We start from the raw sequence: 21,099 nt of genomic DNA, 5'->3' as shown, positions 1-21,099 counted from the left end.
AACTCCTCCAACACACCACAACCAACCTGATCCCCCGCACGAACCACCAACTCCACAAACGCCGTCCCCGGCAACAACACCGAACCCGCCACCACATGATCAGCCAACCACGGGTGGGTATCGAGGGCGAGGCGTCCCGTGTAGAGGAAGCCGTCGGTGTCGGCGAGGGCCACGGCGGCGCCGAGCAGCGGATGGTCCGCCGCGCCGAGGCCGGCCGAGGCCATGTCGCCGGTCAGGTAGCCGGTGTCCAGCCAGTAGGTCTCACGCTGGAAGGCGTACAAGGGGAGTTCGACACGTGCGGCGCCGGTTCCCGAGAACACCGCGTGCCAGTCCGGCGAAACGCCGTGGACGTGGGCGCCGGCCAGCGCGACCGCCAGGCTGCGCACCTCGGATCGGCCGGCGCGCAGCGCGGAGACAAGGGTGGCGTCTTCACGGGACAGGCAGTCCTGTGCCATCGCGGTGAGCACGCCGTCGGGGCCCAGCTCGACGAAGGTCGTCACACCCTGGTCCTCCAGGGTCCGTATACCGTCGAGGAAGCGGACGGCATCGCGGACGTGCCGCACCCAGAAGTCCGGGCTGGTGATCTCCTCCGCGGAGACCAGGTCCCCGGTGAGGTTCGACACGATCGGAATGCGCGGCGCCTCGTACGTCAGCGTCTCCGCGACCTCGCGGAACGCATCCAACATGCCGTCCATGCGCGGCGAGTGGAACGCGTGCGAGACGGTGAGCCGCTTCGTCTTGCGGCCCTGCGCCTCGAAACCGGCAGCGATCGCTTCGGCGGCGTCCTCGTCACCCGCGATCACGACCGACTGCGGACCGTTCAGCGCGGCAATGCTCACACCCTCGACCAGCAGCGGCAGCACCTCCTCCTCCGACGCCTGCACCGCCACCATCGCACCACCGGCCGGCAGCTCCTGCATCAACCGGCCACGCGCAGCAACCAGCTTCGCCGCATCCGCCAGCGACAACACACCCGCCACATGCGCAGCAGCCAGCTCACCGATCGAATGACCCGACAGGAAATCAGGACGCAGACCCCACGCCTCCACCAGACGGAACAACGCCACCTCAACCGCGAACAACGCAGGCTGAGTGAACCCCGTCCGGTTCAACGACTCCGCATCGTCACCGAACACCACGTCCCTCAACGGACGCTCCAAGTGCCGGTCCAGCTCCGCACACACCGCATCCAGCGCCGCCGCGAACACCGGGAACGCGTCATACAACTCACGCCCCATACCCAGCCGCTGACTCCCCTGCCCCGTGAACAGGAACGCGCGCTTGCCGCCGGTGGCCCGCCCCTGGACGAGGTCGGCGGCGGGCTCCTCGTCGGCGAGGGCCGTCAGAGCGCGGAGGAAGCCGTCACGGTCGTCCGCGACGATCGCCGCGCGGTGGTCGAAGGCCGCGCGGCCGGTGGCGAGGGAGTGGCCGAGGTCGGTGATGGACAGCTCGGGGTGCGCGGCCAGGTGGGCGAGCAGGTTCGTGGCCTGGCCCCGCAGGGCGGGGCTGCTCTTCGCCGAGAGGGTCCACAGCGGCAGCGCCGTGCCCGGGGCGTCGGTCGGCTGCTCGTCGGCGGCGGCCTCCGGCTCGGGGGCCTGCTCCAGCACGGTGTGGGCGTTGGTGCCGCTGATACCGAAGGAGGAGACGGCGGCGCGGCGCGGCCGGCCGGTCTCCGGCCAGGCGCGGGTCTCGGTGAGCAGCGAGACCGTGCCCGCCGTCCAGTCGACGTTGGGGGTGGGCTCGTCGACGTGCAGGGTCTTGGGCAGCACGCCGTGGCGCATCGCCATGACCATCTTGATGATGCCCGCGACACCGGCGGCGGCCTGGGTGTGGCCGATGTTCGACTTCACCGAGCCGAGCCACAGCGGCTGCTCCTCCGGCCGGTTGCGGCCGTAGGTGGCGAGCAGCGCCTGTGCCTCGATGGGGTCGCCGAGGGTGGTGCCGGTGCCGTGCGCCTCGACGGCGTCGATCTGTCCGGGCGACAGCCGGGCACCGGCCAGGGCCTGGCGGATGACGCGCTGCTGGGACGGGCCGTTGGGCGCGGTCAGGCCGCTGCTGGCGCCGTCCTGGTTGATGGCCGAGCCTCGCACCAGGGCCAGTACCGGGTGGCCGTTCTTGCGGGCGTCGGAGAGCCGTTCCAGCAGGAGCATGCCCGCGCCCTCGCCCCAGCCGGTGCCGTCGGCGGCGGCGGCGAAGGACTTGCAGCGGCCGTCGATGGCCAGGCCGCGCTGGCGGCTGAATTCGGTGAAGGTGCCGGGGGTGGACATGACGGTGACGCCGCCGGCCAGGGCGAGCGTGCATTCACCGGTGCGCAGCGCCTGCGCGGCAAGGTGCAGGGCCACCAGGGAGGAGGAGCAGGCGGTGTCGATGGTGACGGCCGGGCCCTCCAGGCCGAAGGTGTACGACACCCGGCCCGAGGCGATGGAGCCGGTGCTGCCGTTGCCGAGGAAGCCCTCGACGTCTTCGGGCGCGGAGTACAGCCGGGAGGCGTAGTCGTGGTACATCAGGCCGGCGAAGACGCCGGTGCGGCTGCCGCGCAGGGTGGTCGGGTCGATTCCGGCGCGTTCGAACGCCTCCCAGGTGGTCTCCAGCAGCAGTCGCTGCTGCGGGTCCATGGCGAGGGCCTCGCGCGGCGAGATGCCGAAGAACGCCGGGTCGAAGTCGGCGGCGTCGTGCAGGAAGCCGCCCTCGTGGACGTACTCCTCGTGTCCGGTCTCCGGGTCGGGCTCGAAGAGCACGTCGTCGGCCCAGCCGCGGTTGACCGGGTACGGGGAGACGGCGTCCCCGCCGCGGGCCACGAGCTCCCACAGGTCCTCGGGGGTGCGTACCCCGCCCGGGTAGCGGCAGCTCATCGCCACGATGGCGATCGGCTCCTGGTCCCGCTCCTCCACCTCGCGCAGCCGCCGACGCGCCTCGCGCAGATCGGTCGTCGCCCGCTTGAGGTAGTCGAGGTACTTTTCCTCGTTCGCCACAGCCATCTTTACGCCATCCCCACGTAACTAAGAGTTCCGAAAGCTCACGTGGAGCTGGTCAGTTGAGCCCGAGCTCGTCGTCGAGCAGATCGAAGATCTCGTCTGCGGTCGCGGACTGGATCTCGCGGTCGTCGTCGGTGCCGTCCGCGGCGCCCTGCGTCTCGTTCCACTTCGCGAGGAGATCGCGCAGACGGGCCGCGATTCCTGGGCGTTCGACGTCGTCCGGGCCGATCGCCGACAGAATCGTTTCGAGTTTGTCGAGTTCCGCGTGTACGGGCGGCAGTGCGGAGTCCGCACCGTCCAGCCCGAGTTCCTCGCGCAGGTATCCGGCGAGTGCGGTGGGTGTCGGGTAGTCGAAGATCAGGGTGACCGGCAGTCGCAGCCCGACGGCGGCGCCCAGACGGTTGCGCAGGTCCACGGCGGTCAGCGAGTCGAAGCCCAGGTCGAGGAAGCCCCGCCCGGCGTCGACGTCGTCCGGCCCGGCGTGGCCGAGCACGGCCGCCACGTGCGTCCGCACCAGGTCCAGGAGTTCCCGGTCGCGCTCCGCCTCCGAGAGTCCGGCCAGCCGTTCGGTGAGCGAGCCCGTGGGCGTGGCGGCGACGGCGCCGACGTTTTCGGCGGCCCGTCGCGCGGGGGTGCGGACCAGGCCGCGCAGCAGCGTGGGCAGCATCCCGGCCGCGGCCTGCGCGCGCAGGGCCTTGGTGTCGAGGCCGATCGGGACGAGCACCGGTTCCTTCAGCGTGCTGGACAGGTCGAAGAGCGCGAGGCCCTCGTCCTGCGGCAGCGGTTCGTAGCCGCCGCGCCGCATCCGGGTCACGTCGGAGGTGTCCAGGCTGCCCGCCATGCCGCCGGCCGCCGCCCACAGGCCCCAGGCGAGCGAGGTCGCGGGCAGGCCGCGGGCCGTGCGGTGCTGGGCCAGGGCGTCCAGGAAGGTGTTGGCCGAGGCGTAGTTGCCCTGTCCGGCGCTGCCGAAGATGCCGGCGGCGGAGGAGAAGAGCACGAACGCGGTCAGGTCGAGGTCCCGGGTCAGTTCGTGGAGGTTCCACGCGGCGTCGACCTTGGGACGCAGCACCGCGTCGAGCCGTGCGTCGGTCAGCGAGCCGATCACGCCGTCGTCCAGCACGCCCGCGGTGTGCACGACCGCGGTCAGGGGGTGTTCGGCGGGGATCGCGTCGAGGACCTGCTCCAGTGCCGGTCGGTCGGCCGCGTCGCACGCCGCCCAGGTGACCTCGGCGCCCAGTGCGGTGAGTTCGGCGGTGAGTTCGGTCGCGCCGGGGGCCTGTTCGCCGCGTCGGCCGACGAGCAGCAGGTGCCGTGCGCCGCGCTCGGTCACCAGGTGGCGGGCGAAGAGTGTGCCGAGCGTGCCCGCGGCACCGGTGAGGAGCACCGTGCCGGACGGGTCGAGTTCCGTGCCGGTTTCGGTTCCGGTGTCCTGGGCCGGTACGCGGGCCAGCCGGAAGGCGTACGCGCCGCCGGAGCGGAGCGCGAGCTGCGGCTCGTCGGTGGCGAGTGCCGCGGGCAGGGACCGCTGGGACGCGTCGGTGGCGTCCGTATCGACCAGGACGAGGCGTCCGGGGTGCTCCGACTGGGCCGAGCGGACCAGGCCCCACACCGTGGCGTGCGTCGGGTCGGCGAGGTCGTCGGTTTCCCTGGCGGCGACCGTGTCGCGGGTGACGAACACGAGTCGTGCGTCCCCGAAACGGGTGTCCTCCACCCAGTTCCGCACCAGATCCAGGGCGTCGCGGGCGGCGGCCTTGGCGGCGTCGGGCAGGTTCCGTCCGGCCCCGGTCCCGGTGAGGGGTACGAGGACCACGTCCGGGACCGGTCCGTCCGTCTCGGCGAGCGCGGCCAGGTCGGTGTGGGAGTCCAGGGTCCGGCCGGCGATCTCGAACGGTTCGTCGCCCAGTGCCGCCCAGCGGATGCCCGGCGGGATCTCGCCGGTCTGCTCGGCGGGCAGCGGCAGTGCGGTCCACTCCGGCCGGAACAGTGAGTCGTGCTGTGCGGTGCGTGAGGCGTCCAGTTGCTCGGCCGAGACCGGGCGCAGCACCAGCCCGTCGATGGCGGCGACGACGGCCCCGGTGGCGTCGGCGAGTTGGAGCGCCACGCCACCGCCGGTGGCGGCCGGGCGCAGCCTGACGCGGAGAGCGGCGGCGCCCGCGGCGTGCAGGCGGACACCGGTCCAGGCGAACGGCAGTCGCGCGCCCTCGCCGGAGCCGTCCAGGCCCAGCGTGTGCAGGGCGGCGTCCAGCAGCGCCGGGTGCAGGCCGAACGCACCGGCCTGGGTCTCGTACCCCTGGGGGAGCCGGACCTCGGCGAACAGTTCGTCCCCGCTGCGCCAGGCGGCCGTCAGGCCCTGGAACACCGGTCCGTAGCCGAGTCCGGCCGCGGCTGCGCCGGGGTAGAAGTCGCCGGTGTCGATCGCGGTCGCGTCGGCGGGGGGCCAGACGGTCGCGTCGAAGGGCTCGGCGGCAGCGGTCGGGGCGGGGGCCAGGAAACCCGTGGCGTGCCGGGTCCACGGTTCGTCGACGTCGGCCTCCTCCCGGCGGGAGTGCAGGCTCAGGCCGCGTCGTCCCGTCCCGTCGGCGGCCGTCAGCTCCAGCCGCAGTTGCACCGCGCCCTGCTCGGGCAGGACCAGCGGCGCCTGGAGGGTCAGTTCGTCGACGCTGTCGCAGGCGACCTCCTCGCCGGCGCGCAGTGCCAGCTCGACGAAGGCCGTGCCGGGCAGCAGCACGGTGTCCATGACGGCGTGGTCGGCCAGCCAGGGGTGGGTGCGCAGCGACAGCCGGCCGGTGAACACGAAGCCGCCGGTGTCGGGCAGTTCGACGGCTGCGCCGAGCAACGGGTGGTCGGCGGTCCCCAGGCCCGCGGAGGCGACGTCCTCGGCGGAGATGCCCACGTCCAGCCAGTAGCGACGGCGTTGGAACGGGTACGTCGGCAGGGTGACGCGGGTGGCGCCGGTGCCTGCGTAGAACGCTGCCCAGTCCACCGCGGCGCCCCGGACATGGGCCAGGGCCAGGGCCGTGGTCAGGGTGCGGATCTCGGGTCGGCCGGTGCGCAGCACGGGCACGAAGGCCGTGTCGGTGGCGTCGGCGACATCGGTCAGGCAGTCCTGTGCCATGGCGGTGAGCACGCCGTCCGGGCCGAGTTCGACGAAGGTGGTCACACCCGTGTCGTGCAGGGCGCGGATGCCGTCGACGAAGCGGACGGCCTCGCGGACGTGCCGGACCCAGAACTCCGGCAGCCGGATCTCGTCGGCCGTGGCCACGGTTCCGGTCAGGCAGGAGACGACCGGGATCTTCGGGGCGTGGAAGGTGAGTTCTTCCGCGAGCTTGCGGAAGTCGGCGAGCATGGGCTCCATGCGCGGCGAGTGGAAGGCGTGGCTGACGGTGAGGCGCTTGGTCTTGCGGCCCTGTGCCTCGAAACCGGCAGCGATCGCCAGGGCCGCGTCCTCGTCACCGGCGACGACCACGGAGGTGGGGCCGTTGAGGGCGGCGATGCCGACCCGCTCGTTCAGCAGCGGAAGCACTTCGTCCTCGGACGCCTGGAGGGCGATCATCGCGCCGCCGCCCGGGAGTTCCTGCATGAGCCGGCCGCGGGCCGCGACCAGACGGGCCGCGTCCGCCAGGGACAGCACGCCCGCGGCGTGCGCGGCGGCGATCTCGCCGATGGAGTGGCCGGAGACCAGGTCCGGTTGTACGCCCCAGGCCGTGACCAGGCGGAACAGCGCCACCTCGATCGCGAACAGGGCGGGCTGGGTGAAGCCGGTCCGGTCAAGTGGTTCGGCGTCGTCGCCGAACAGTACGTCCTTCAGTGGCCGTTCCAGGTGCCGGTCCAGCTCGGCACACACCTCGTCCAGTGCCTGAGCGAACACGGGGAACGTCTCGTACAGTTCACGCCCCATGCCGAGCCGCTGGCTGCCCTGGCCGGTGAACAGGAACGCCGTCCTGCCGTCGGTCGCGACGCCGTGCGGCACCTGTGCCGGATCGGCCTCGCCGCGCGCCAGCGCGTCCAGGGCGTGCAGTGCCTCGTCCGTGGACGCGGCGACGAGAGCGGCCCGGTTCTCCAGCGCCGCGCGGGTGGTGGCCAGCGAGTAGCCGAGGTCGGTCAGGCCGGCATCCGTGCGGTCGTCGCCCGTCGTTCCCGGTTGCTCGCCGAGGCGGTCGCGCAGCCGCTGGGCCTGGGCCCGCAGCCCGTCCTCGCCCCGTGCGGACAGCAGCAGGGGCACGAAGGGCAGTCCGGTGCCGGAGGCGGGGGTCCGCGGTGCGGGCTGGGCCTCGTCGTCGGCCGGGGCCTGCTCGATGATGGCGTGTGCGTTGGTGCCGCTGATCCCGAAGGAGGAGACGGCGGCCCGGCGCGGACGCCCGGCCTGCGGCCACTGCCTGGCCTCGGTGAGCAGCGAGACTGCGCCGGCCGCCCAGTCGACGTGCGGCGAGGGCTCGTCCACGTGCAGCGTCTTGGGCAGGAGCTCGTGCCGCATCGCCTGCACCATCTTGATGACGCCGGCCACGCCGGAGGCGGCCTGGGTGTGGCCGAGGTTGGACTTGACCGAGCCCAGCCACAGCGGCTGGTCGGCGGGGCGGTCCTGGCCGTAGGTGGCCAGCAGGGCCTGTGCCTCGATCGGGTCGCCCAGGGTGGTGCCGGTGCCGTGCGCCTCGACCGCGTCCACCTGGTCGGAGGTCAGTCGCGCGTTGGCGAGGGCCTGGCGGATGACGCGCTGCTGGGACGGGCCGTTGGGCGCGGTCAGGCCGTTGCTCGCGCCGTCCTGGTTGACGGCGGAGCCACGGACGATCGCCAGGACCTCGTGGCCGTTCTTCCGGGCGTCGGAGAGCCGTTCCAGCAGGAGCATGCCCGCGCCCTCGCCCCAGCCGGTGCCGTCGGCGGCGGCCGCGAAGGACTTGCAGCGGCCGTCGGCGGCGAGCCCGCGCTGGCGGCTGAACTCGATGAAGGTGCCGGGCGTGAACATGACGGTGACACCGCCTGCCAGTGCCAGGGTGCATTCGCCGTTGCGCAGTGCCTGCGCGGCGAGGTGCAGCGCCACCAGCGACGACGAGCAGGCCGTGTCGACGGTGACCGCCGGGCCCTCCAGGCCGAAGGTGTACGCGACTCGGCCGGAGACGACGCTGCTGGAGCTGCCGGTGCCGAGGTAGCCCTCGACCTCCTCCGGAGCGGCGTGGAGTCGCGAGCCGTAGTCGTGGTACATCACACCGGCGAACACACCGGTCTGGCTGCCCCGCACCGCCAGCGGGTCGATCCCGGCGCGTTCGAACGCCTCCCAGGCGGTCTCCAGCAGCAGCCGCTGCTGCGGGTCCATGGCGAGGGCCTCGCGCGGCGAGATCCCGAAGAACGCCGCGTCGAACTCGGCGGCGTCGTGCAGGAAGCCGCCCTCACGGGCGTAGGAGGTGCCCTGGGTCTCCGGGTCCGGGTCGTAGAGCCCGTCCAGGTCCCATCCGCGGTTGTCGGGGAAGAGCGAGATGCCGTCGTTGCCGGTGGCGATCATCTGCCACAGGTCCTCGGGGGTGCGCACCCCGCCCGGGTAGCGGCAGCTCATCGAGACGATCGCGATCGGTTCGTCGTCGCCGACGGCCGCCGTGACGGGGGCCGGGGCGAGTGTCGCGGTTCCGGCGCCGACGAGCTCGGTGCGCAGGTGGCGGGCGAGGACGGTCGGGTCCGGGTAGTCGAAGACGAGAGTGGCCGAAAGCCGCAGCCCCGTCACCGCGTTCAGCTGATTGCGCAGCTCGACAGCGGTCAGCGAATCGAAGCCCAGCTCCTTGAACGCCCGGCCCGAACCGATCGTCTCCCCACTCGCATAGCCGAGCACCGCGGCAACCTGACCACGGACCAGATCCAGCAGCATCCGCTCCTGCTCCGCCGGACTCAGCCCGGTCAGCCGCTGCACCAGACCCGACTCCCCCGCACCCGCCGCGACGGCATCCACCGCACGACGGGCCGGAACCCGGACCAGACCACGCAACAACGGCGAGATCGCCCCCGAGGCGGCCACCGTGCGCAGCGCCGCGGTGTCCACGCGCATCGGCACCAGGGCCGGTTCGTCGACCCGCAGGGCGGTGTCCAGCAGGGCGAGTCCGTCCGTGACGGACAGCGGCGGCAGACCGGCGCGCCGCATCCTGCTGATGTCGGCCTCGTCCAGGGTGTCGCCCATACCGCCACCGGCCCACAGCCCCCAGGCCAGCGCAGTCGCCGCAAGCCCGGCCGCGGCACGATGCTGGGCGAGAGCGTCCAGGAAGGCGTTGGCGGCGGCGTAGTTGCCCTGTCCGGGGCCACCGAAGACACCGGAGGAGGACGAGAAGAGCACGAACGCCGTCAGGTCCAGTCCGCGCGTCAGCTCGTGCAGGTTCCACGCAGCGTCCACCTTCGGGCGCAGCACGCGGTCGACGCGCTCGGACGTCAGCGAACTGATCACACCGTCGTCGAGCACGCCCGCGGTGTGCACCACCGCGGTCAACGGGTGCTCGCCCGGAACCGCGGCGAGCACAGCGGCCAGCCCGTCCCGGTCGGCCACATCACACGCCGCCCAGGTCACCACCGCACCCGACTCCGCCAGCTCGGCCGCGAGCTCCGCCGCACCCGGCGCCTCACCACCACGCCGACTCACCAACAACAGATGCCGCACACCGTGCTCGGCAACCAGATGCCGGGCGAACAGACCGCCCAGCGAACCACTGGCACCGGTCACCAGCACCGTGCCGTCGGCGTCCGGGCGGAACTCCCGGCCGCTGCCGTCGTCCACGGCGACCCTGGCCAGCCTCGGTGTGTATGCCACGCCCGCGCGCAGCGCGAGCTGTGTCTCGCCCGCCGCGAGTGCATCGGGGAGCGCGCGGAGGGACGCGTCGTCACCGTCGAGATCGACCAGCAGCAGGCGGTCCGGGTTCTCCGACTGGGCCGACCGCAGCAGGCCCCACACGGTGGACCGGGCCACATCGGCGACGGGCTCGCCCGGGGCGGCTGCCACCGCGCCGGAGGTCAGCACGACCAGGCGGGAGTCCGCGAACCGGTCGTCCACCAGCCACGCCTGCACCAGCTCCAGCGCCTCCGTGGCGGCGCGGTGCGCGGTCGCGGCGGCGTCCTGGTAGTCGCCCGCGCCGGGTGAGGCGAAGACGAACTCGGGTGTCCGGGCTCCGGCATCGACCGCCGCGGCGAGCGCGGCCAGGTCGGCGTAAGGGGCGATGCCCGCACCGAGAAGGTCACCGGACCCGAGCACGGCCCAGGAGCCCGGGTCGGCAGTCTCGGTGGTGTCCGTCAGGCGGGTCCATTCCATGTGGAACAGCGACTCGTGATAGGTGGTGCGCGCGGTCCGCAGCTGCTCGGCCGAGACCGGGCGCAGGCCGAGGGACTCGACGGCGGCGACCGGCGCACCGGTCACGTCGGCGATCTTCAGCCGGACGCTCTCGGCGCCCACCGGTGCGAGGTGGACACGCAGCGCCGAGGCTCCGGCCGCGTACAGGGACACCCCGCCCCAGGCGAAGGGAAGCCGGCCGGTGTCGTCGGTGACGCCGAGGCCACCGAGTCCGATGGCGTGCAGTGCGGAGTCCAGCAGTGCCGGGTGCAGACCGAAGCGGCCCGCCTCCTCCCGGGTCTCCTCGGGCAGCAGCACCTCGGCGAAGATCTCGTCGTCCCGCCGCCACGCCCTGCGCAGGCCCTGGAAGTCGGGGCCGTAGGCGAAGCCGATGTCCAGCAGGCCCGCGTAGCGGTCGCCCAGCTCGATCTCGACCGCATCCGCCGGAGGCCAGGCGCTCAACTCGAAGTCGGGCTTCGGCAGACCGTCGGCGGGCGCCAGCACACCGCCGGCGTGCCTGGTCCACGGCTCCTCGGCCGGGAGGTTCTCGCCCCGGGAGTACAGCGACAGCGGGCGCCGCCCCGTCTCGTCGGCCGCGCCGACCGAGAGCCGCAGCTGGATTCCGCCCTGTTCGGGCAGGACCAGCGGTGCTTCGAGTGTCAGCTCTTCGAGGTGCTCGCAGCCGACCTGGTCACCGGCCCGGATCGCGAGTTCCACGAACGCCGTGCCCGGCAGCAGGACCGTTTCCATGATGGTGTGGCCCGCCAGCCACGGGTGGGTGGACAGCGCCAGCCGACCGGTGAACAACACACCGTCCGCGTCGGGGAGTTCCGCGCTCGCCCCGAGCAGCGGGTGCTCGGCCTCGCCCAGGCCCACGGCCGCGACGTCACCGAGGTACAGCGAGGACACCTTCGGCCAGTAGCGCTCGCGCTGGAAGGGATACGTGGGCAGTGCACCCGGCTCGATCCGCGCGGCGCCGGTACCGGCGTAGAACGCCGACCAGTCCACGGCGACACCACGGACCTGCGCCCGCGCCACACCCGCGACCAGCACCTCGGCCTCGGGACGACCAGCACGCAGCACCGGCACGAAGGCCATGCCCTCACTGGAGACACACTCCTGCCCCATCGCCGAGAGCACCCCGTCCGGGCCCAGCTCGACAAACGTCGTCACACCCTGCGCTTCGAGCACACGCATGCCGTCGACGAAGCGAACCGCCTCACGGACATGCCGCACCCAGAAGTCCGCGGTGGCGATCTCCTCGCCGGAGACCAGGTCCCCGGTCAGGTTCGACACGATCGGAATACGCGGCGCCTCGAACGCGATGCCCTCCGCGACCTCACGGAACGCATCCAACATCCCGTCCATACGCGGCGAATGGAACGCATGCGAAACGGTCAACCGCTTCGTCTTACGACCCCGCGCCTCGAAACCGGCAGCGATCGCTTCGGCGGCGTCCTCGTCACCCGCGATCACGACAGACTGCGGACCGTTCAGCGCGGCAATGCTCACACCCTCGGTCAGCAGCGGCAGCACCTCGTCCTCCGACGCCTGCACCGCGACCATCGCGCCACCGGCCGGGAGTTCCTGCATCAACCGGCCCCGGGCCGCAACCAGCTTCGCCGCATCCGCCAGCGACAACACACCCGCCACATGCGCGGCAGCCAGCTCGCCGATGGAGTGACCGGACAGGAAATCAGGACGCAGACCCCACGCCTCGACGAGACGGAACAACGCCACCTCGACCGCGAACAACGCAGGCTGCGTGAACCCCGTCCGACCGATCAACTCGGCGTCATCACCGAACACAACCTCACGCAACGGACGGTCCAAGTACACGTCCAGGTGCGCACACACCGCATCCAGAGCCGCCGCGAACACCGGGAACGCGTCATACAACTCACGCCCCATACCCAGCCGCTGACTCCCCTGCCCCGTGAACAGGAACGCCGACTTACCACCCACCACCGAACCCGACACAAGACCCGGCGCCGACTCGCCACGCGCCAGGGACTCCAGACCGGTCAGCAGTTCCTCCCGGTCCGTCACCACCAACGCGGCCCGCTCCTCGAACAGGCTCCGGTGCGCCGTCAGCGAGAGCCCCACGTCCACCGGCCCCGCACCCGGCTCACCCGCCAGGTACGCGCCGAGCCGCTCCGCCTGCGCCCGCAGGCCCGCGCCCGTCCGAGCCGACAGCACCACCGGAACCACCGGCGGAGCCGCATCCGCTGCCACGACGAGCGCGGCCGACTCCTCCACCGGGGCCTGCTCGATGATCGTGTGCGCGTTCGTGCCGCTGATCCCGAAGGAGGACACCGCGGCACGGCGCGGACGGCCGGTTTCCGGCCACTGCACCGACTCGGTCAGCAGGGCGATGTCACCCGCCGACCAGTCGACGTGCGGGGTCGGCTCGTCGACGTGCAGGGTCTGCGGGAGCACCCCGTGCTGGAGCGCCAGCACCATCTTCATCACACCCGCGACACCGGCCGCGGCCTGCGTGTGACCGAAGTTGGACTTGATCGAACCGAGGTGGAGCGGCTGGTCGGCCGGACGGTCCTGGCCGTAGGTGGCCAGCAGCGCCTGCGCCTCGATCGGGTCACCCAGCTTCGTGCCCGTGCCATGGGCCTCGACCGCGTCCACGTCCGTTGCCGACAGTCCGGCGGTGGCCAGGGCCTGCCGGATCACCCGCTGCTGGGACGGGCCGTTCGGCGCCGTCAGGCCGTTGCTCGCGCCGTCCTGGTTGATCGCCGAGCCACGGACGAGCGCGAGGACCGGGTGGCCGTTCTTCCGGGCGTCCGACAGCCGCTCCACGAGCAGCATGCCGATGCCCTCGCCCCAGCCCGTGCCGTCCGCACCGGCCGCGAACGCCTTGATCCGCCCGTCCGCCGCCAGACCGCGCTGACGGCTGAAGTCGACGAACGAGCCCGGGGTGGACATCACGGTCACGCCACCGGCCAGGGCCAGCGAGCACTCCCCCTGGCGCAGTGCCTGAATGGCCCAGTGCAAGGCCACCAGCGACGACGAACACGCAGTGTCGACCGTGACCGCCGGACCCTCCAGACCCAACGCGTAGGACACCCGGCCCGACATCACACTCGCCGCGTTGCCCGTACCGACGAAGCCCTCGGAGCCGCCCGGTGCGGCGAGGACGACCGGGAGGTAGTCCTGACCGTTGGTACCGGCGAAGACGCCGACCCGCTGACCGCGCAGTGCGGCCGGGTCGATACCGGCCCGCTCGAACGCCTCCCACGAGGTCTCCAGCAGCAACCGCTGCTGCGGGTCCATGGCCAGGGCCTCGCGCGGCGAGATACCGAAGAACGCCGGGTCGAAGTCGGCGGCGTCGGTGAGGAATCCGCCGCTCCGCACATAGGTGGTGTTCTCGGCGCCGGACTCCGGGTCGTAGAGGGAATCGACGTCCCAGCCCCGGTCGGTGGGGAATCCGGTGACCGCGTCCCGGCCCGATATGAGCAGCTCCCACAGCTCCTCGGGAGTGGCCACGCCACCGGGGAAACGGCAGCTCATCGCGACGATCGCGATCGGCTCGTCGGCTGCGACCGTCACCGGGGCGGCCGGGCCCGCGGCGACGGGCCGGGAGCCGACGAGCTCGTCCTGGAGGAACTCCGCCAGGGCGAACGGGGTCGGGTAGTCGAAGATGATCGTGGCGGGCAGTCGCAGCCCGGTGAGTGAGCCCAGCAGATTGCGGATCTCGACCGCGGTCAGCGAGTCGAAGCCGAGGTCGCGGAAGGCGCGGCCGGGTTCCACGGAATCCGGCCCCGGGTAGCCCAGGACCACCGCGACCTGCGTGCGGACGAAGTCCAGGACGAGTGTCTCGCGGTCGTCCTGGGCCGCGGCGGCAAGTCGCTGGGCGAAGGAGGAGGGGTCCGCCGCGGTGTCCGCCGGCCGTGCCGCCTCGATCGCCTGTCGGGCCTCGGGAAGTTCGGCGACCAGAGGGTTCGGCCGGAGGGCGGTGAGGCCGGGGGCGAACCGGTCCCAGTCGATGTCCACGACCAGGGAGAAGGTCTCGTCCAGGTCGAGGGCGGTGCGCAGCGCGGCGGTGGCCGGTTCGGGGGCGAGCGCGGGCAGCCCGGACAGCCGGAGCCGCTCGGCGACCAGTTCGTCGGTGGCCATGCCGCCTTCGGCCCAGGCGCCCCAGGCCAGCGAGAGGGCGTGCAGTCCTTCGGCGCGGCGCTGCTCGGCCAGGGCGTCGAGGCAGGCGTTGGCGGCGGTGTAGTTGGCCTGGCCCGCGGCGCCGAAGGTGGCGGCCATGGACGAGAACAGCACGAAGGCGGTGAGGTCCGTCCCGCGGGTGAGCTCGTGCAGGTTGAGGGCGGCGGTGGCCTTGGGGCGCAGCACCTCCGCCATGCGTGCCGGGGTCAGGGCGTCGAGGACGCCGTCGTCGAGGACACCGGCGGCGTGTACCACGGTTGTCAGGGGGTACTGCTCGGGGATCGACGCCAGGAGCTCGGCCAGGGCCGCCCGGTCGGCGACGTCGCAGGCGGCGATGGTGACGTCGGCGCCCGACGCGGTGAGTTCCGCGCGCAGTTCGGCAGCGCCCGGCGCGTCCGGGCCGCGGCGGCCGACCAGCAGCAGGTGTTCGGCGCCGTTGCGTACGAGCCAGCGGGCCATGTGGGCGCCCAGTGCGCCGGTTCCGCCGGTGACGAGCGCGGTGCCGCGGCCCGTCCAGCCCTCGCCGGTGCTCTCGGTGTGCGGGGCTCGGACGAGACGGCGTACGTGGATGCCCTGGGAGCGGATCGCGAGGTGGTCCTCGTCGTCGAGTCCGGAGAGGGCTTCGGCGAGTCGGCCGAGGGAGCGTTCGTCGGCGGTCTCGGGCAGGTCGATCAGGCCGCCCCAGCGCTCGGGGTGCTCGTGGCCCACGGTGCGGCCCATGCCCCACAGCTGCGCCTGGGCGGTGCTGGTGAGCCGGTCGGACCGGCCGGTGGACACCGCGCCGCGGGTGAGGACCCAGAGCCGGGCGTCGAGGTCCGCGTCGCCCAGCGCCTGGACGAGTGCGAGGGTGCCGGCGAGGCCGGCGCCGAGGTCGGGGTGTTCGGGGTGCGGCCGTTCGTCCAGGCCGAGGAGGGAGATCACACCGGCGGGCGTGTCGCCTTCGGGCAGGGCGGTGCGCAGCCGCTCGGCGAGGTCGGTGCGGTCGATGGTGGCGGGCACGGTGAGCCGTTCCACCCGGACGCCGCGCTCGGTGAGCATGCGTACCGTCTCGGCCGGCCATACGGAGTCGGCGGCATCGGACGGGGTGACGACGAGCCAGGTGCCGGACAGCAGCGAGGGCTGGGCCCCGGTCAGCGGCTTCCAGGTGGTGCGGTAGCGCCAGCCGTCTGCGGTGGAGCGGTCGTGGTGCCGTCGGCGCCAGGCGGACAGTGCGGGGAGCACGGAGCTGAGCGGCTGGTCGCCGTCGATACCGAGGGTGTCGGCGAGGGCCGCGAGGTCCTCGCTGTGCACGACCTCCCAGAATCGGGCGTCGGTGGCGCTGAGCGCACCGGTCCCGCCGTCCGTGACGGGGGCGCCCATGTCGGCGAAGGGGTTGGACGGCCAGTAGCGCTGCCGCTGGAAGGCGTAGGTGGGCAGGTCGACGCGGTGGGCGTCGGTGCCTGCGTAGAACGTGGACCAGTCCACGGCCACGCCGCGCACGTGGGCCCGCGCCAGGGCCAGGGTCAGGGTGAGGGCTTCGGAGCGGTCGTCGCGCAGGGCGGGTACGAACGCGAGCGTCTGCGGTCTGGTGGTGGCCGGGCAGTCCTGTCCCATGGCGGAGAGCACGCCACCGGGGCCGAGTTCGACGAATGTGGTGACGCCGCGGGTCTCCAGGGCGCGGATGCCGTCGAGGAAGCGGACGGCCTCGCGGACGTGGCGGACCCAGAAGTCCGGGCTGGTGATCTCCTCGGCGGTGACCAGGTCGCCGGTGAGGTTGGAGACGATCGGGATCGTCGGGGCGTGGTAGGTGAGCCGCTCGGCGACGTCGCGGAAGGCGTCGAGCATGCCGTCCATGCGCGGCGAGTGGAAGGCGTGACTGACCGTCAGGCGCTTGGTCTTGCGGCCCTGCGCCTCGAAACCGGACGCGATCTTCAGCGCCGCGTCCTCGTCGCCCGCGATCACGACGGACTGCGGGCCGTTCAGCGCGGCGATGCTCACGCCCTCGGTCAGCAGCGGCAGCACCTCGTCCTCCGACGCCTGCACCGCGATCATCGCGCCACCGGCCGGGAGTTGCTGCATCAGCTGGCTGCGGGCGGCCACCAGCGCGGCCGCGTGCGTCAGCGACAGCACTCCGGCGACGTGGGCGGCGGACAGTTCACCGATGGAGTGGCCGGAGAGGAAGTCGGGCCTCAGGCCCCAGGACTCCACGAGGCGGAACAGTGCCACCTCGACGGCGAAGAGAGCGGGCTGGGTGTAGCCGGTGCGGTCCAGCAGTTCCTTGTCGTCGCCGAACAGCACCTGCTTCAGCGGCCGGTCCAGGAAGCGGTCGAGCTGGGCACAGACGTCGTCCAGCGCCTTCGCGAAGACCGGGTGCGTCTCGTACAGTTCGCGGCCCATGCCGAGGCGCTGACTGCCCTGGCCGGTGAAGAGGAAGGCGAGCTTGCCCTCGGCGGCCGTGCCCTCGGTCAGGCCGGGGTGGGGCCGCCCTTCGGCCAGCGCGCTCAGGCCCGTCAGGAGTTCGTCGTGGTCGGCCGCGACGAGCACGGCGCGCCGGTCGAGGGCGGCGCGGGTGATGGCCTGCGAGTAGCCGAGGTCGGCCAGGCTGTCGGTGGTGCCGCCGGAGGCCAGCCGGGTGTGGAGTCGTGCGGCCTGGGCGCGCAGCGCGTCCGCGTCCTTGCCGGAGAGTGTGACGGGGACGAGTGGCAGCCGTGCGGGCTCCGGGGTTTCGTCGGCGGCGTCGGCCGGTGCATCGACCGTCCGGGGCGGCGCCTGCTCGATGATGGTGTGCGCGTTGGTGCCGGACATGCCGAACGAGGAGACGCCGGCGCGGCGCGGCCGGTCGGTCTCCGGCCAGGCGCGTGTCTCGGTGAGGAGCTCGATGTCGCCGGACGACCAGTCCACGTGCGGGGTGGGCTCGGTCAGGTGCAGCGTCTTGGGCAGCATCCCGTGCTTCAGCGCCATGACCATTTTGATGACGCCGCCGACGCCGGCGCCCGCCTGGGCGTGCCCGATGTTGGACTTCACGGAGCCGAGGAGCAGCGGTCTGCCCTCGGGCCGGTCCTGGCCGTAGGTGGCCAGCAGGGCGTCGGCCTCGATCGGGTCGCCGAGTGCGGTGCCGGTGCCGTGCGCCTCGACGGCGTCGACCTGGTCCGGGGTGAGCCGGGCGTTGGCAAGTGCCTGGAGGATGACGCGTTGCTGGGACGGGCCGTTGGGCGAGGTGATGCCGTTGCTGGCGCCGTCCTGGTTGACGGCGGTGCCGCGGATGACGGCGAGCACGGTGTGGCCCTTGCGCTGGGCGTCCGAGAGCCGTTCGACCAGCAGGATGCCCACGCCCTCGCCCAGGCAGAAGCCGTCGGCCTCCGGCGAGAAGGGCTTGGAACGGCCGTCCAGGGCGAGCCCTCGCATCTTGCTGTAGTCGACGAAGACGCCCGGGGCGCACATCACGGTCGCGCCGCCGGCCAGGGCCATGGTGCATTCGCCGTTGCGCAGGGCCTGCACTGCCAGGTGCAGCGCCACGAGCGACGAGGAGCAGGCGGTGTCGACGGTGGCGGCGGGGCCTTCGAGTCCGAAGGTGTACGACAGGCGGCCGGAGGCCACGCTCGCCGCGTTGCCGGTGCCGAAGTAGCCCTCGAAGTTCTCCGTGGAGCTGAGGATCGCGGCGAGGTAGTCGTGGTTGCTGGTGCCGACGAAGGCACCGATCTGCTGGCCGCGCACGGACGTCGGGTCGATACCGGCCCGCTCGAACGCCTCCCAGGACGTCTCCAGCAGCAACCGCTGCTGCGGGTCCATGCTCAGCGCCTCGCGCGGGCTGATGCCGAAGACGGACGGGTCGAAGTCGGCGATGTCGTCGACGAATCCGCCCTCGTGCACGTAACTGGTGCCGGGGTGGTCCGGGTCCGGGTGGTACATCGTCTCGACGTTCCACCCCCGGTCCACGGGGAATTCGCCCACCGCGTCCACGCCGTCGCTGACGACCCGCCACAGGTCCTCGGCGGAACGCACACCTCCCGGGTACCGGCAGCCGATACCCACGATGGCTATGGGGTCGTGATTCTTCGCCTCCGCCTCGCGCAGGCGAAGACGAGTCTGATGCAGATCCGCCGTTACCAGCTTGAGGTAGTCCCGCAGCGTCTCTTCATTCGCCATTTAACGCAACCCATTTACGGCAGACGGCATCGGATAATAATCATTATTCGACTTCTCGGCGAGAGGCTATGGCCGGACTAACCCTCCCTACAACCCCTAACTGCCCCCTACCACCCCCTGACGACCGGGGAAGCGATAAGGGGCAGCAGAGAAGAGGATTCTTTATACGAGGGTGCTGGAAATCCTGGCCGATATGAAGGGGGACGTCAATAGCGGAGTTTTCATCAAGCCCTTCCGAGTCCCTTGTTGATGAAAGCGAAAAGCTCTTCGTCACTGGACGACTGGAGCTCTTCGACGACGTCCGCGGACGCGGACGCGGATGTCGCCGCCGGGGCCTGGTCGGCGGGTCCGTCGTCCGGGCCCTCGCTCCACTTCGCCAGCAACGACTGGAGCCGCATCGTGATCCGGGCCCGGGTGACGTTGTCCGGGGCGCTGTCGGCGAGTGCCGTTTCCAGGCGGTCGAGTTCTTCCAGCACCGGGGCCCCGGTGGCCGCCTCGTCCGGCACCACTTCGGCGCGCAGATATGCGGCGACGGCGGCCGGGGTGGGGTGGTCGAAGATCAGGGCGGCCGGCAGCTTGAGTCCACTGGCGGCACCGAGCCGGTTGCGCAGCTCGACCGCGGTGAGCGAGTCGAAGCCCAGCTCCTTGAAGGCCCGTCCGGCCTCGATCGCCCCGGCGTCGGCGTGACCCAGCACCGCCGCGACCGCGCCACGCACCAGTTCCAGCAGCACCCGCTCCCGTTCGGTCTCCGGCAGTCCGGCGAGCTGCTGCGCCAGCACGGGCCCGGAGGCGCTCGCCTCGGCCGCCTCGGCCCTCATCTCGTCGATGACCCGGCGTGCCTCGGGCAGCTCGTGCAGCAACGGACGCGGCCGGTCGGCGGTGAAGGCCAGGGTGAACCGCCGCCAGTCCATGTCGATGACGGTCAGTGCCGTCTCGTCCCGGTCCAGTGCGTGGCGCAGCGCGGTGACCGCCGGTTCCGGCGCCATCTCGTTGATGCCGTGGCGGCGCATCCGGTCGCCGAGCGCACCGCCGACGGTGACGCCGTCGCCCCACGGGCCCCAGGACAGGGTGGTGGCGGGCAGCCCGTCGGCGCGCCGCTGCTCGGCGAAGGCGTGCAGATAGGCGTTGCCGGGCGCCTGGTTGCCCTGCCCGGGTGCCCCGAAGATCGCCGAGAAGTGCGAGAAGAGCACGAACGCGGAGAGGTCCAGGTCCCGGGTGAGCTCGTGGAGATGGTGGGTGGCGTCGACCTTCAGCCGCAGCACCCGGTCGACCTGTTCGGGTGTCAGGCCCTCGATCACTCCGTCCTCGATCACCGCGGCGGTGTGCACCACGGCGGTCAGCGGGCGGTCGGCAGGGACGGCTGCGAGCATGTCGGACAGCGCGTCCCGGTCGGCCACGTCGCAGGCGACGACGGTGACCTCGGCACCCAGTTCGGTGAGTTCCTCGCGCAGTTCCGCGGCGCCGGGCGACTCCGGGCCGCGGCGGCTCGCGAGCAGCAGGTGCTCGGCACCGTTGCGGGCGAGCCAACGCGCGACCTGCGCACCCAGCACACCCGTGCCGCCGGTCACCAGCGTCGTCCCGGACGGCTGCCACTCCCGTACGGCCGGGGTGTCGGCAAGTCCGGCCCGTACCAGCCTGGGCCCGAGGACTCCGGTGGCGCGGATGGCCAGCTGGTCCTCCTCCCCGTCTCCCGCGAGCACCTCGGCCAGTCGGTCAAGTGCCCGCTCGTCCATGGTCCCAGGCAGGTCGACCAGGCCGCCCCAGCGCTCCAGGTGTTCCAGGGCGGCCACCCGGCCCAGGCCCCAGACCAGGGCCTGCCGCGGCGACTCCAGCCGGTCCGAGCGGCCGGTGGAGACCGCGCCGGTGGTCGCGCACCACAGCGGTGCGGCGATCTCCGCGTCGCCCAGCGCCTGGATCAGGGCCAGTTGAGCGGCGGTCCCGGCGGGGAGGGCGGCGTGCGCCTTGTGCGGTCGTTCGTCGAGTGCCAGCAGTGACAGCACGCCGTCGAACGCCGTGGCGTCCCCGGTCGGTTCGGCGCGCAGCGCGGCGGCAAGTGCGTCCCGGTCGGTCGTCGCGGCGTCCACCGCGATCCGTCGTACGTCGGCCCCGTGCCCGGTCAGCGCCGCGGCGACGGCCGCCGCCCGCTCGTCCTCGGTCCCGGGCTCGATCAGCAGCCAGGTGCCGGACAGGCGTGCCGGCCGGCTGCCGGTCAGCGGCTTCCAGGTCACGCGGTAGCGCCAGCCGTCGACCGCGGAACGCTCGCGCGCCTGCTTGCGCCAGGTCGACAGGGCGGGCAGCACGGTGCTGAACGGCTGGTCGCCGTCGACGGCGAGTTCCTCGGCGAGCGCCTGCCAGTCCTCGCGCTCCACGGTCTCCCAGAACCGGGTGTCGACCGGGTCGGCCGCCGCTCCGGTCGCCTGCGCCGGTGCCGCCTCCGGCCAGTAGTGCTGGTGCTGGAAGGCGTAGGTGGGCAGGTCGGTCCTGCGGGCACCCGTGCCCTCGAACACCGCGCCCCAGTCCACCTCGACACCCCGGGCCCAT

Annotated in this window: 3 protein-coding genes; all 3 read right to left on the bottom strand. The window is 72.4% G+C overall.

Annotated features, from left to right (window positions below):
• The coding region (locus ACFC79_RS37385) for a type I polyketide synthase (RefSeq protein ID WP_376249625.1) at window positions 1-2,978 on the bottom strand (2,978 nt) is incomplete at its 3' end.
• 52 nt (window positions 2,979-3,030) lie between these two features.
• A complete protein-coding gene (locus ACFC79_RS37380) occupies window positions 3,031-18,522 on the bottom strand; it encodes a type I polyketide synthase (protein ID WP_376249627.1) in 15,492 nt (5,163 codons plus the stop codon).
• A gap of 260 nt (window positions 18,523-18,782) precedes the next feature.
• Window positions 18,783-21,099, bottom strand: a 2,317-nt coding sequence (locus ACFC79_RS37375) for an SDR family NAD(P)-dependent oxidoreductase (protein WP_376249624.1), incomplete at its 5' end; no start/stop codon positions are given.

It is taken from the genome of Streptomyces sp. NPDC056061, from assembly GCF_042266885.1.
In the GTDB taxonomy this organism is placed as follows: Bacteria; Actinomycetota; Actinomycetes; order Streptomycetales; family Streptomycetaceae; genus Streptomyces.
This window is presented reverse-complemented; position numbering and strand designations above follow the sequence as displayed.